This window comes from Bradyrhizobium manausense, assembly GCF_018129685.1.
Taxonomy (GTDB): domain Bacteria; phylum Pseudomonadota; class Alphaproteobacteria; order Rhizobiales; family Xanthobacteraceae; genus Bradyrhizobium; species Bradyrhizobium manausense_D.
On sequence record NZ_JAFCLG010000008.1, the window covers coordinates 305,348 to 318,770 of the forward strand.

Genomic DNA, 13,423 nt, shown 5'->3' on the forward strand with positions numbered 1-13,423 from the left:
CCCTGTGATTCCGTATCTCTGCACTGAAACATTTGTGGCCCAGCCTAGGCAAGCTTAACGCTTGGGTAATCCTAACGCGGGACCAACAGCCCCCGGCTTAACGCGCGAGCAGCGGCACTTCGGCATCGGTGCCGAGATATTGCAGCCAATTGCCGAAAAGCGTCGCCGCGGCGCTGCCGGCAGCAATATCCGCGCGCAAGGTCAGCGCAGGCAGCTCGTTGGTCAACGCCGGATGGCGCTGATGCCTCGCCCGCTTTTCGAACCGCACCAGCTTTTCTTCCGTCGCTGCGTCAAAATAGCTCACGGGGAGTGCCGGATAGACCTCCCGCTCGCGCGCGAGAAAGCGCCCGATGTCACGCAGGTACTCCCGCTGCAGCGACAGCGCGTCATACTCAGGGTGGCCCTGGAAAAACACGAAGCGGCTGTCATATTGCCGGACAAAGACATCGACGCCGGCCCGGGCCGACAAGGTCAGGACCTGATAGCCGGCCTGCGTCAGATCGCCCTCCGTGACTTCGTTCAGCCGCGAATGCGACACCTTGAGGGGCGCCGGCGCATCGCGTGTGAGAGGGTCGGTGGTCACAGCCGCGCAATCGAAGATGCCATGGCATTTGGACGGCAGGCGCCGCCGTTCGACGCGATCGAGATGCAGCACCGCCGCATGCGCGGCAAGGCATGACCAGATCGTCGAGCGCGTGCTGGTCTTGGCCCAGTCGATCAACTCGGTAAGATCCTGCCAGTACGGTTCCTGGTCGAGCTCGGGCGCGACGGGCTCGGCGCCGGTCACGATCAGCCCGTCGAACTTCTGACGCTTGAGATCGGAGAGATCGGAATATTCGCTCTCGACATGCCACTTCGCCTCCGGCGACCGTTTTACCGACGGCAGCGAGAAGCAATGGAAGCGGATACGACGCGGACCTGCGGCCGCCTGGAGCAGCTTCATGAACTGCCGTTCCGTCGCCTTCAGCGCCGTATCCGGCATGTTGTTGATCAGCCCAATAGTCAGTTCGGCGCCGCCGTGGTCGCGCACAAGATCGCCTTCGACCGGCACCAGCGCCGGACTCGCGATACCTTGATCCCTGGCGATCAAGACGCTCATCGGCTTGAGCTTACTCCGCGGCCTGAAGACGCGAGGCCGGACACGCCTTTTCCAGCGCCTGGTCGATGTCCTCGATGATGTCTGAGGCATGCTCGATGCCGATCGAGAGGCGAATTGTCTCCGGCAGAACGCCGGCTGCGCGCTGCTGCTCCGCCGACATCTGCCGATGCGTGGTCGAGGCCGGGTGGCAGGCCAGCGATTTGGCGTCGCCAATGTTGACGAGACGCGTGATCAGCTTCAGCGCGTCATAGAAGGCCTTGCCGGCCTCCATGCCGCCCTTGATGCCGAAGGTGAACAGCGAGGAGGCGTTGCCGTCGAGATATTTTTGCACGAGCGGGTAATAGGGGCTGTCCGGGAAGCCGGTGTAGTTGACCCAGGCGACCCGCGGATCGTTGCGCAGGAATTCGGCGACCTTGCGGGCGTTCTCGCAGTGGCGCTCCATGCGCAGCGCGACCGTCTCGATACCCTGGAGCAACAGGAAGGCGTTGAACGGCGACAGCACCGAGCCCATGGTGCGCTGATACACACTGCGCGCACGCTCGATAAAGGCCGTCTTGCCGAATCGCTCGGCGTAGACGAGGCCGTGATAGGAGGCGTCAGGCTTGTTGTAGGCCGGGAAGCGGTCGGCATGCCTGGCCCAGGGAAAGTTTCCGGAATCGACGATGGCGCCACCAAGCGTGGTGCCGTGGCCGCCCAGGAACTTGGTCAGCGAATGCACGGCGATGTCGGCGCCGTAGTCGAACGGCTTGAGCAGGATCGGGGTTGCGACCGTATTGTCCACGATCAGGGGCACGCCATGCGCATGCGCGATCTTGGCCAGCGCCTCGATGTCGCAGACATTGCCGGCGGGATTGCCGATGGTCTCGGCGAACATGGCGCGGGTGTTCTCGTCGATCAGCCTTGCGATCGCGTCAGGCGCGTCGCTCTCGGCGAAGCGGCCGGTGATGCCCTGCCGCGGCAGGATGTGGGAGAGCAGCGTGTGCGTTGTGCCGTAGAGCTGCGGCACGGATACGATGTTGCCGCCGTGATCGGCGACATTGACGAAAGCGAAATGCAACGCGGCCTGGCCGGTTGCGACCGCGAGCGCGCCGACGCCACCCTCGAGCTGGGCGATGCGCTTTTCCAACACGGCGCTGGTCGGATTGGCGATGCGGCTGTAGCGAAAACCTTCCGCCTCCAGATTGAAGAGCGCGGCACCATGGTCGGCGCTGTCGAAGGCGTAGGCTGCGGTCTGGTAGATCGGCACGGCGACCGCGTGCGTGGTGGCCTCGGGCTCATAGCCGGCGTGAATAGCAATCGTCTCGTTGCGCATCGTACCACCTCCGCGTGGAGCGGGCCGCACTTATTGGCCTGTATGAGGCATGTGCGTTGTCCGCCGTTCCTCTGTTAGAGGCGGGCGGTAAAGCGGACAATAATTCGCCTAGACATCGAGGAAGTAACCCTAATGTCTGTTGGCGAATTGGCTAAAATTTGAGTCAATTCGTATTAACTACGGCGCAGGCGTCACCAGAAACCCCGCGCGCGGAAAGTGAACGACGATGTCACCCGCGACATCGTCGTGACGACGGATGGCGATGCCCTGGCCCGACAGCGCGACGATCCGCCCGCGCACGGCGATCCTGCCATAATCGTCGGGCCTGACGTCGACGAGGTCGCCCACCTTGCGGCCGTTGGGATCGCGCGGATCGTTCGCCTCGCTTGTCTGCGGCGTCGCGGCCTGGCCGATCCGGAGCGCCTCCGCGGTCGACATCTCGGTCCGTGCGCCATGTCCGATCGCGCGGACCCGCTCTTCCCAGGCGCGCACCTTGGGAAACTCGGCGAGCAACTGGTCGGCGACCGGCAGGCTGGAGCGAACGTACCAGATGTTCATGTAAGCGTTGATGTCGACGAGGCTTGGCGCCGCGCCGCAGAGCCATTGGCCACCGCCAGCAAGCTGGGTCTCGATCCAGCCGACATGGGCGCGATATTGATCGCGCATCTGCGGGATCGTCGCCGTCATCGCCGCAACGTCGAATTTCGCGCCGCGCAGCTTCTCGCGATCTTCGATGAAGCTTTGCGGTACCTTGTCGGCAAGCGAGCCGAAGATGAGGTTCACCGTATTCTGGAAGAAGGATCTGTCGGTCCACATCGCGCTCGCCCAGGCGAGCCCCTCGCCTCCGTCGGGAAACAGGGTCGGCGCGGGAAAGCGGCGTTCGAGCTCGCGCATGATGCACTGGGTGTCGCAATAGACGTCCGCGCCGATCTGCATCACCGGCGTACGCCTGTAACCGCCGGTGAGCGGCATCAGATCCGGACGCGGCATGATCCTGGAGATGCGCACCGACGTCCAGGCGATCTGCTTCAGGCCGAAGATCAGACGGATTTTCTCGGAGAACGGCGACTCGTCGAAATGATGCAGAATGATCGCGTGATCGATCGGCATGATCCGTCCCTCCAGCATTTGGTTTCTCCCTCGCACACATCGGAGGGAGAACCAGTCGTATCACCCTACTCCATCGTCTCCCAGAGCCGGTGGGCCAGCACGCCCGCGCGTTTCTCGATCGCAGCGGCAGCATCGAGCGCGAGATCCTCGCGGTAACGGCCCGCGATGAGCTGCACGCCGATCGGCTGGCCATCGTGCACGGCAACCGGCACGACGGCGCCGGGCAGGCCCAGCACATTGATCGCCGAGATGAAGCGGATCTCGCCCCAGAAGATCTCCTGCACACGCTTGGCGCTGACGGTGTCGTCGCGCGGGCCTGGGGTCGGCTGCACCGTGGTCGGCGCCAGCACCACCGGATACGCCTCGAAGAACAATTGCCAGGCCCGGATGTGGCCGTTGCGGGCAGCCGTCGCCTGCATCCAGGCCTTGAGATCGAGCACGTTGGCCTTGGCCTTCATGCCACCCCACGCCTTGTGGAAGTCTTCGGTCGTCACCTTCAGCATGGCGGCCTCCTGCATCACCACCGTCTCGTTGGTGATGATGTCGCACCAGGTCTGCCAGACGCCGTTGATGTCGGGCACCTCGACCTCGCTGACGCGATAGCCGTAACGCTCCAGATGATCGGCGGCCTGGCGGAGCGCCGCGCTGACCGCCGGATCGACCTTCATGTCACCGGGGATTTTTGCCAGCGCGACCTTGATCGGCCCCTTCGGCTTCGGCCCGGTCAGCGGCGCCGGCACCCACCAGGGATCGCGCGGATCGCGCTGGCTCATCACTTGCAGCGCCAGACGAACATCGCCCACGTGGCGGGCGAGCGGCCCCTGCGCCGACATCAGATGCGCCAGCATCGGCCGCTCCGCGGTCGCGCTTGCGTTGAAGGCTGGAATGCGCCCCTGCGTCGGCTTGATGGTCGCAACGCCGTTGCAATGCGCGGGCCAGCGCAGCGAGCCGCCGATGTCGTTGCCATGCGCGATGGTGCCGATGCCGGCAGCGACCGCCGAACCCGCGCCGCCCGATGAGCCCCCGCAAGTGATGTCGGGATTCCAGGGATTGAGCGTCAGGCCGTGCAGCGGATTGTCGGTAAAACCGCGGAAGGAGAATTCGGGCGTGTTGGTAAGTCCGATGATGATCGCGCCGGCCTTCTTGAGGTTGCGGACAACAGGGGAATCCGAGGGCGCAACGAGGTGCTTGTTGGCGGGAACGCCGTTGAAATTCGGCCTGCCCTCGTAGTCGACGTTCTCCTTGACGGTGACGGGCACACCGTGCAGGAGCCCGAGCTCGCCGCCCTTGGCGCGCTGCTTGTCGGCTGAATGCGCGGCCTTCAAGGCGTCCGCGCCAAGATCGACCACCACCGCATTCAGCCTGGGATTGACGGCGTGCATGCGCTCCAGATGTGCCTCGACGGTCTCCACCGCCGAGATTGCGCCGGAACGGATCGCAGCGGCGGTGTCCACCGCCGACCATTGCCAGACCGGCCCTTTGGGCCGACGCGCTCTGGACTTCTTGACTGTCGTCTTGACCGGCTTCGCTGCAGCCGCCTTGCGGACGGCCGTCTCGGCTGAGTTCTTCGTCCCTTTTTTTGAAGCACTTTTCTTCTTGGTCACCGTCTTCTTCGCCACGTCGTATCTCCTGAAACTTCCCCCGCGGAGGTTACGGACGGCGTTGAGGCCTGTACAGCGGCGTTTCTCTGCATGGCGCATGGCGGCGACGCCAATGCGACTCCCAGCACGCATCCGCGTCTTCATCGATTTCCGGCGGAGCATGTGCGGGTGAGCGACCCGGCGCCGAAGCGCGCGGGGGATGGGGAGTGGAAATTGGTGAGATTGATAGCGGACAGATTTTTGAGCGGTGGCGGAGAGAGTGGGATTCGAACCCACGGTACGGTTTCCCGCACACACGCTTTCCAAGCGTGCGCCTTAAGCCACTCGGCCATCTCTCCGGAGCGCCCTCTCTTGAAGGGGCGCCGGTGATTTTGCAAGAGATCGCGGGACAATCGGGCGAATTTTCCGCAACATATTGAATTTAAAAGACAATATCTCGCTCAGCGCGGCCGCCCGGAACCCTCCTTTGGCTGAACCAGGCGCGGGTTTGTCGCGACGATTCACTTGAAACCGCCAAACACGACAGGGGCGCCCATGACGATCCGCAAAACCATCGCCGTGCTCGGCCTGATTTCGGCCCTTGGCGCCGGTATTACGACGTCCGCCAATGCGCAGGCCTGCAACAGGCAGGGCGTCGATGTGACCTGCGACGACGGACGGCGCGGGGTGCTTTCGGGCGACACCATTCTATGGCCGGACGGCACGCGCTCCAGCTCGACGCCGCATCAGAGCGTGATCATCGGCAACAAGAGCTCGGTGCATGTCGGACCCGGCGTATTCGTCGGCCAGGGCAAGGGCATAGTGCCGATGGATGACCCGAATGCGCCGAACAAGCGCCAATGCGCGATCCTGGATGGTGTGTTGTATTGCTATTGAAGCGGCGTTGCCCGCGGATCAGATCAACCGCACACCTGAGATCGCCGACTTCAGCCAACGCAGCGCCTGCGGCGGTTGCGCCGCGAGCGGGGCCGCCGCAACCTTCTCGGTGCGGCACTTCTCCAGCGCGGCGACGAAATCAGAGGACCATTGCTGGATGCTGTGGCCGCGTAATGTCTTCATCATCGCCTCCCACCGCATCTTCCGCTCGGTGAGCGGCATTGCAGCCGCGATCGCGATCGCGCGGGCCATGCCGTCGATGTCGTGGGGATTGACCAGCAACGCGGTTTCGAGCTCGTTCGCGGCGCCGGCGAATTTCGACAGAACCAGCACGCCGGGATCGGCCGGGTTTTGGGCTGCGACATACTCCTTGGCGACCAGGTTCATGCCGTCATGCAGCGGCGTCACCACGCCGATCTGCGCGGTGCGATAGAGCCCTGCGAGCACAGCCTGGCTGAAGCCCTTGTTGAGATAGCGGATCGGCGTCCAGTCAACCTCGCCGTGGCGGCCGTTGACATCGCTCACGAGGCGCGCAACCTCGTTCTGAAGATTGCCATAGGCTTCGATCGCGCCGCGCGACGGGTTGGCGATCTGAAGCAGCGAAATACTGCGTGCAAACTGTGGCTGCTCGGTCCAGAGCCGGTCGAACGCGCTGATGCGGTTGATCAGTCCCTTGGAATAGTCGAGGCGATCGACACCGATCGCGAGCCGTTCGCCGTTGAGGCTGCGGCGCAGGCGCGACACGTCGGGATGCGAGGCCGACTTCGCGGCATAGGCCGCGAACTTCTCCGCGTCGATACCGATCGGAAACACCTGGCAGCGTGTGCGCCCGTGCTGTGACAGCACGACGCCGTCCTCGACGACGAGGCCAAGCTCCCCGCCCGCATAAGAGAGGAAATTCTGGCAATCATCCTCAGTCTGGAATCCAAGCAGATCATAGGCCAGCATCGCCGTGATCAGTTCGCGATGATTGGGCACGCCCTGCATCACGGCAGAGACCGGCCAGGGCGTGTGCAGGAAGAAGCCGATGGGATCATCGACGCCGAGATCGCGCAGCTCCGCGCCGAGCGCAAGGAAATGGTAATCCTGCACCCAGAACGCAGTCTCGGGCTTGCGAAATCGCATCAAGGCGCGCGCCATGAAGGCGTTGACCTCGCGATAGCTGACATAATCGTCGCGGCAGACGCGGATCAGATCGCTGCGCGAATGCAGCGCCGGCCACAGCGCCGAGTTGGCAAAACCCTCATAGTAACCGCCGTAATGCGCCGCCGGCAGGTCCAGCGTCGCAATTGCACCAGAACCCAGCGCTTCGATCTCGGCGAACGGCTCCTTCTGGTGGCCGTCACGCACGCGACCGGAGGAACCCACCCAGATGGCGCCCGAATGCTCCACCACGGGAAGCAAGGCCGCAGCGAGGCCGCCCGTCATGGGCTCGTTGGGTTTACCGCGCGCAACTCGATTCGAAACGACGACTAAGTTCACAGGTCGTCCCCTCCTGTTCAGTCCGGCTCATTTAACTGCCGTTCATCAATATGGTTCCTGTCATCATTTCCACCAAATGAAACCAAAGTCAGGCATGCGCGTTGGAACCAGTTTCCTTCGAGGGAACCCGGCGATTTCGTTCGGAAAGATCGATTTTGTGCAGCATGACCAGCGTACGCAAGCGACCTGTGTGCGCGTGACAATGTGGCTCCGCGGTGACATTGCCTTATTCCAACCTTGTGTCGTCAAGCAGATGCGCGAGGAACGCGCGCACGTCCTTTGGTGCATCGAAATGACCGTTGACACCGATAGCGCGGCGTCCAACCGAGAAAGAGAGGCCGTTCATCTCGGGCATGATCGCGAACACGGTCTCGTCGGTGACGTCATCGCCAATGAAGATCGGACGACGCCCCTTGAATGGCTCGTGTTTCATCAGTTCGCGCACGCCGGTTGCCTTGGTGAAACCGGAATGCTTGATCTCGCAGACGAACTTGCCGGGCAGCACCTCGATCGGCGCAGTGGGTAGATCGGCGCGGATCAGCGCGACGGCTTCATAGATCGCCTTCTCGGCATGGGGCGCGAGGCGATAATGCAGCGCCAGCGAATAGCCCTTGTCCTCGAGCAGGATGCCGGGGCTGAGCTTTGCGATCGCTGCCAGCCGCCGCTTCAGCTCCTTGTCCATCGGCGGAGCCTGCACGCCGTCGAGTTCAGCACCCACCGACAGCCGCATCTCCGCACCGTGGCCGGCGACGGCGCGAAACACGTCAGGCGCGAAGATCAGATCGATGTCGTTGAGCGAACGGCCGCTCACCATCGCCAGCGCGCCCGAGGTGCGCTCGGTCAGCTTGTTCAGCGTGTCCGAGAGGCCCGGCGGCACCCACACCTCGCGCGGCGTCGGCATCAGGTCAAGCAGCGTACCGTCGATGTCGAGCAGGATTGCGGTCTCGCCGAGATGCGGCACGAGTGCACGCGGCACGGGAACGGTATCGGGCGCTTCTTCATCTGGCATGGAACGTTTCTGATCCAGTTCGGCGATTTCCGGTGTCATAGTCTACTCCATGGCAGCCAGCGGCCGCGCGATTTGTTCGAGCGATTTGCGCTCCGCGGGGATGGCGCAGCGCCACGCCACGATCGCAGCGGCGATCATCAGGAACGCTCCCAGCAAATAGCCGGCGAACACGCTGTTGCGTGATCCGGTATCGATCAGCGCGCCGAACAGCGCGGGTCCGGCAACGCCGCCGATGCCGGTGCCCACCGCGTAGAACACCGCGATCGCCAGCGCGCGGACCTCGAGCGGGAAAGTCTCGCTCACGGTGAGATAGGCCGCGCTCGCGGCCGGCGAGGCAAAGAAGAAGATCACCATCCAGGCGATTGTCTGTCCCTGCGCGCTCAGCGCGCCGATCGAGAACAGGTAGCCAGACAGCACCAGCAGCAGACCGGAAATGCCATAGGTGAACATGATCATGGTGCGGCGGCCGAGCGTATCGAACAGGCGGCCGAGCAGCAGGGGTCCAAGGAAGTTACCGGCCGCGAAGGGCAGCAGGTACCAGCCGACGTGGTCAGCCCTGATGCCGTAGAAGTCGGTCAGCACCAGTGCGAAGGTGAAGAAGATCGCATTGTAGAAGAAGGCTTGCGCGACCATCAGCACGAAGCCGACCAGCGCGCGCTGGCGATAGGTGAAGAACAGCGTGTGCACGACTTCGCTGATCGGCGTGTGGTCGCGCATCTTCAGGCGCATCCTGGGAAAGCGTCCATCGCTCGCGTCATGATCGTGCCCAATCACCGAACGCTCGATGTCGTCGACGATCGCGTGCGCCTGATCGGGGCGGCCATGGATCATCAGCCAGCGCGGGCTTTCCGGGATCCACATCCGCATCAAAAGCACGACGAGGCCGATGCTCGCTCCAATGAGGTAGGCCAGACGCCAGCCGAGATCGGGGCCGATCACCGCGGGATCAAGCAGGACAATGGCCGCGGCGGCGCCCATCGCCGCGCCGATCCAGAAACTGCCGTTGATGACCAAATCAGTCCAGCCGCGATAGCGCGCGGGCACCAGTTCCTGGATGGTCGAGTTGATCGCGGTGTATTCGCCGCCGATCCCGGCCCCGGTCAAAAAGCGAAACAGCGCGTAGCTCGCAATGTCCCACGACAGCGCGGTCGCGGCCGTGGCGGAAAGGTAAAGCGCGAGCGTGATGAAGAACAGCTTTTTGCGGCCAATGCGGTCGGTCAGCCAACCGAAGCCGAGCGCGCCGAGCACGGCACCGGCGAGGTAGGCCGAATTGGCGACGCCGAGATCGAGATTGGAGAAGTGCAGCGTCGGGCTCTGCTTCAGCGCGCCCGATAGCGCGCCGGCGAGCGTCACTTCGAGCCCATCGAGAATCCAGGTGATCCCAAGCGCCAGCACCACGCGGGTGTGGAAGCCGCTCCAGGGCAATGCGTCGAGCCGCGCGGGAATGCTGGTCTCGACGACGCGGTCGGTCGCGGCCGCCGTCGAGACTGCAGGTCCATCATTCAGCGCTGCACTCTTCTGCAATTTCATAACATTGCTGGATCTTGGGGGTGCGGCATTCCGGCTGCCACCTGCGACAACGTCCGCGGCAACGGCCGGTTCCCTTAGGAACGGCAGCGAAGACCGGCCGTTTCTGCTGGAGCCGCAAGGAGTTGATCCATGGCTCATGTCAGAAAGACGACACATTCGCGCAAACCAGCAGCGCGCAAGAAGACCAGCGCGCGGCGCAGCACCGCTCACAAAAGAACAAGGGGTGCCCCAAAGCGCTGGTCGCAGCGCGTGACGAAGGAAAGCGACGCGCTCGACCTCGAGCGCGGCGTTTTCACGCTCACGAGTCCGAAGCGGATCGCAACGTCGCTGAAACGCTCCGCCGAGCGCAGTTCGCGCCGCAGGACCGGCGCCTATCGCTCCGCGCTGTCGATGCTGACGTTCTACATCAACCGCGCCGGCAAGACCTTGTCGAAGACGCAGCGCGCGCGGCTGGAGAAGGCAAAGGTGGAACTCAAGCGGGTGTTCGGGCGCGAATGATCACGCCGCCCGGATGTTCGCCATGAAGCGATCGAGTTCAGCGCGCAGCCGCGTGCTTTCGCTCGACAGCGTCTTCGCCGAGTTCAGCACCTCTTCCGACGCTGACCCGGTTTCGGCAGCGCCGCGATTGACCTGCCCGATGTCGGTCGCGGCGGTCTGGGTGCCCTGGGCGACGTTCTGAACGCTGCGCGCGATTTCCTGCGTCGCCGCGCCCTGCTGCTCGACGGCGCTGGCGATCGAGGTCGAGATCGACGAGATCTTGCCGATGGTCGCGCCGATTTCCTTGATCGCGGCGACCGACTCGGCGGTTGCGCCCTGCATGCCGGCGATGTGCGACGAAATCTCGTCGGTCGCTTTCGCGGTCTGGCTCGCCAAGGACTTCACTTCGCTCGCGACCACCGCAAAGCCGCGACCGGCCTCGCCGGCGCGCGCCGCCTCGATGGTGGCGTTGAGCGCGAGAAGATTGGTCTGCTCGGCGATCGCGGTGATCAGCTTGACCACCTCGCCGATCTGCTGGGCCGCGTGCGAGAGCTTGCCGATGCGGCCATCGGTCTCCTTGGCCTGCACCACGGCGGCCTCGGCGATACGGCTGGAATCGCGGACCTGGCGGCCAATCTCCTCGACCGAGGCCGAGAGCTCCTCCGTCGCGGTTGCGACCGACTGCATGTTGCTGGAGGCCTGCTCGGAGACGCCGGCGACCTGGCTCGACAGGGTCTGCGTGGTCTCGGCGGTGCGGCTCAGCGTGGAGGCCGACGATTCGAGCTGCACGGCGGAGGCCGAGACATTGGAGACGATGGCGCCGACAGCACTCTCGAAATCATCGGCGAAGCGGATCAGCTCGCCGCGGCGGCTAGCGGCCTGCTCCCTGTTCTGGGCTTCGCTGGCGGCGGCATCGCGCTCCGCCTTGGCAACGGCCTGAACCTTGAACTCCTCGACGGCGCTGGCCATCTCGCCGATCTCGTCCTTGCGGCCGAGGCCGGGCAGCACGACATCGAAATTGCCCGAGGCGAGTTCGCGCATCGCCTTGCACATCGCGATCATCGGCCGCGAGATGCCGTTGCCGAGCATCAGCGCCAGCACGGCGCCGATGGCAAGACCACCCAGCGCCAGCATCAACATCAGATGCTCGGTTTCCCCGATCGTCGTATTGGCGCCCGCCTCGATGCGTTGCTGATCCGCCGACAGGTCCGACCGCAATTCGCCCGAGAGCTTGAGGATGGACGCCGCCGTCCTGGTCATCTCGGCGTTGGACTTGGCGATGACCTTCACATTCTCGGACAGCTTGGCGAAGGAGGCGCGATATTGCTTCAGCAGATTGCCGATTTCGGTGACGCGGTCGGTGATCTTCTGGTCGTTGGCGTAGATCGAGACCAGCAGCGTCTCCAGGAACTTGATGCGGGCGACGACGCCATCGGCGGTCTTCGGCTCCGGCTTGGCGATGAAGGCACTGACCGACGTGGAGACCGCGAGATATTGCGAGGTGATGTCCTTGGCCGTGGTTTGGACCGAGCTCAGGCCGGCCAGCGCCGCAGTATCGGCAAGATCGTCGAACTTGAAACGGATCTTGTTGCCGACGCTGTTGAGCTCGTCGGCTGCGATCTTGTTGTTCTCGCGGGTCACCGTGATGATCTCGCCGAAAACCTTCGCGAAGCGCTGGAATTCGGTCTCGAGCTTGCCGACCTGCTCGCGGCGCGCTGCAGCCGTCGTGGCGGACATCGACTTGTCGATTGCCGCCTTCAGACTCTCTTCGGCCGCCTTGGCAGCGGTCTCGTCGTCCGCCGCGCCAGTCAGCGTGTAGGCCCTGGTCAGTCCCTGATAGCTGATCAATTCGCGATCGATGGTTCGCGCCAGGTCTGCTTCGGCCACGCTGGTCCGATAGGAGGCAACGGCGCCAGCGATTCGTTCGAAGCCGAAATAGGCAAAAGCCATGCTGACGGCGAGGATGGCGAGCACCGCCACGAAGCCGAGGATGATCTTTGCGCGAAAACGCAAGGTGAACAGCTTCGATGAGCTCGGCTTCGACTTGACGGACATCCCCCACCCCATTCCATGCACCGAAAACCAGGCGCAGCCGGGCAGCAGCCCGCTCCCCGACTCGCATACAGGCTAAATGGCAAAGGATAAGCCGCGGTAAATTTGCTGCGGTGCAACTTGCGGTGAGGTGACGCGGGGGCCCGGCGCTACGCCGCCCGGATATTCGCCATGAAGCGGTCGAGTTCGGCGCGCAGCCGCGTGCTTTCGCTCGACAATGTCTTCGCCGAGTTCAGCACCTCTTCCGACGCCGACCCGGTTTCAGCGGCACCGCGGTTGACCTGCCCGATGTCGGTCGCGGCAGTCTGGGTGCCCTGGGCGACGTTCTGGACGCTGCGCGCGATTTCCTGCGTCGCCGCGCCCTGCTGCTCGACGGCGCTGGCGATCGAGGTCGAGATCGACGAGATCTTGCCGATGGTCGCGCCGATTTCCTTGATCGCGGCAACCGACTCGGCGGTTGCGCCCTGCATGCCGGCGATGTGCGACGAAATCTCGTCGGTCGCTTTCGCGGTCTGGCTCGCCAAGGACTTCACTTCGCTCGCGACCACCGCAAAGCCGCGACCGGCCTCGCCGGCGCGCGCCGCCTCGATGGTGGCGTTGAGCGCGAGAAGATTGGTCTGCTCGGCGATCGCGGTGATCAGCTTGACCACCTCGCCGATCTGCTGGGCCGCGTGCGAGAGCTTGCCGATGCGGCCATCGGTTTCCTTGGCCTGCACCACGGCGGCCTCGGCGATACGGCTGGAATCGCGGACCTGGCGGCCGATCTCCTCGACCGAGGCTGACAGCTCTTCCGTCGCGGTTGCGACCGACTGCATGTTGCTGGAGGCCTGCTCGGAGACGCCGGCGACCTGGCTCGACAGGGTCTGCGTGGTCTC

11 protein-coding genes and 1 tRNA gene are annotated in these 13,423 nt (G+C 64.1%); 2 read left to right on the plus strand and 10 right to left on the minus strand.

Annotated features, from left to right (window positions below; genetic code table 11):
• Positions 1–97: 97 nt before the first annotated feature.
• From metA to JQ621_RS21225, 5 genes are all read right to left on the minus strand, one after another.
• A complete protein-coding gene (gene metA / locus JQ621_RS21205; RefSeq protein WP_212236606.1) occupies positions 98–1,099 on the minus strand; it encodes a homoserine O-succinyltransferase MetA in 1,002 nt (333 codons plus the stop codon).
• A gap of 10 nt (positions 1,100–1,109) precedes the next feature.
• On the minus strand, positions 1,110–2,411 hold the full coding sequence (locus JQ621_RS21210) for an O-acetylhomoserine aminocarboxypropyltransferase/cysteine synthase family protein (RefSeq protein WP_212236607.1): 1,302 nt from the start codon (positions 2,409–2,411) through the stop codon (positions 1,110–1,112).
• 177 nt (positions 2,412–2,588) lie between these two features.
• On the minus strand, positions 2,589–3,539 hold the full coding sequence (locus JQ621_RS21215; RefSeq protein ID WP_249125422.1) for a glutathione S-transferase family protein: 951 nt from the start codon (positions 3,537–3,539) through the stop codon (positions 2,589–2,591).
• A 47-nt stretch (positions 3,540–3,586) separates the two neighbouring features.
• The gene (locus tag JQ621_RS21220; RefSeq protein ID WP_212236608.1) at positions 3,587–5,140 is read right to left on the minus strand and encodes an amidase; all 1,554 of its coding nucleotides are present in this window, start codon (positions 5,138–5,140) and stop codon (positions 3,587–3,589) included.
• A gap of 230 nt (positions 5,141–5,370) precedes the next feature.
• A tRNA-Ser gene (locus JQ621_RS21225) sits at positions 5,371–5,460 on the minus strand.
• A 196-nt stretch (positions 5,461–5,656) separates the two neighbouring features.
• Between JQ621_RS21225 and JQ621_RS21230 the strand changes: the two genes are divergently transcribed.
• Positions 5,657–5,998, plus strand: coding sequence for a hypothetical protein (locus JQ621_RS21230; protein WP_212236609.1), 342 nt, complete (start codon positions 5,657–5,659; stop codon positions 5,996–5,998).
• An 18-nt stretch (positions 5,999–6,016) separates the two neighbouring features.
• Here JQ621_RS21230 and JQ621_RS21235 read toward each other — a convergent pair whose 3' ends face one another.
• From JQ621_RS21235 to JQ621_RS21245, 3 genes are all read right to left on the minus strand, one after another.
• Positions 6,017–7,480 carry a trehalose-6-phosphate synthase gene (locus tag JQ621_RS21235; RefSeq protein WP_212236610.1) on the minus strand — a complete coding sequence of 488 codons (1,464 nt, stop codon included), beginning with the start codon at positions 7,478–7,480 and terminating at the stop codon, positions 6,017–6,019.
• Positions 7,481–7,706: 226 nt separating this feature from the next.
• The gene (otsB, locus tag JQ621_RS21240; protein ID WP_212236611.1) at positions 7,707–8,528 is read right to left on the minus strand and encodes a trehalose-phosphatase; all 822 of its coding nucleotides are present in this window, start codon (positions 8,526–8,528) and stop codon (positions 7,707–7,709) included.
• A gap of 3 nt (positions 8,529–8,531) precedes the next feature.
• Positions 8,532–10,019, minus strand: a complete 1,488-nt coding sequence (locus JQ621_RS21245; RefSeq protein WP_212236612.1) for an MFS transporter — start codon at positions 10,017–10,019, stop codon at positions 8,532–8,534.
• Positions 10,020–10,148: 129 nt separating this feature from the next.
• Between JQ621_RS21245 and JQ621_RS21250 the strand changes: the two genes are divergently transcribed.
• A complete protein-coding gene (locus JQ621_RS21250; protein WP_212236613.1) occupies positions 10,149–10,517 on the plus strand; it encodes a DUF3175 domain-containing protein in 369 nt (122 codons plus the stop codon).
• Here the strand turns inward: JQ621_RS21250 and JQ621_RS21255 are convergent, their stop codons facing one another.
• Both JQ621_RS21255 and JQ621_RS21260 read right to left on the minus strand, forming a co-directional pair.
• The gene (locus tag JQ621_RS21255; RefSeq protein ID WP_212236614.1) at positions 10,518–12,551 is read right to left on the minus strand and encodes a methyl-accepting chemotaxis protein; all 2,034 of its coding nucleotides are present in this window, start codon (positions 12,549–12,551) and stop codon (positions 10,518–10,520) included.
• A 146-nt stretch (positions 12,552–12,697) separates the two neighbouring features.
• On the minus strand, positions 12,698–13,423 hold a 726-nt coding region (locus JQ621_RS21260), incomplete at its 5' end, for a methyl-accepting chemotaxis protein (RefSeq protein ID WP_249125424.1).

What these genes read in the sequence shown, in the direction of transcription:
- otsB (WP_212236611.1), bottom strand. Translation starts at nt 8,528, where the DNA reads ATGACACCGGAAATCGCCGAACTGGATCAGAAACGTTCCATGCCAGAT.
- JQ621_RS21230 (WP_212236609.1), top strand. Translation starts at nt 5,657, where the DNA reads ATGACGATCCGCAAAACCATCGCCGTGCTCGGCCTGATTTCGGCCCTT.
- JQ621_RS21215 (WP_249125422.1), bottom strand. Translation starts at nt 3,539, where the DNA reads ATGCTGGAGGGACGGATCATGCCGATCGATCACGCGATCATTCTGCAT.
- JQ621_RS21210 (WP_212236607.1), bottom strand. Translation starts at nt 2,411, where the DNA reads ATGCGCAACGAGACGATTGCTATTCACGCCGGCTATGAGCCCGAGGCC.
- metA (WP_212236606.1), bottom strand. Translation starts at nt 1,099, where the DNA reads ATGAGCGTCTTGATCGCCAGGGATCAAGGTATCGCGAGTCCGGCGCTG.
- JQ621_RS21255 (WP_212236614.1), bottom strand. Translation starts at nt 12,551, where the DNA reads ATGTCCGTCAAGTCGAAGCCGAGCTCATCGAAGCTGTTCACCTTGCGT.
- JQ621_RS21250 (WP_212236613.1), top strand. Translation starts at nt 10,149, where the DNA reads ATGGCTCATGTCAGAAAGACGACACATTCGCGCAAACCAGCAGCGCGC.
- JQ621_RS21245 (WP_212236612.1), bottom strand. Translation starts at nt 10,019, where the DNA reads ATGAAATTGCAGAAGAGTGCAGCGCTGAATGATGGACCTGCAGTCTCG.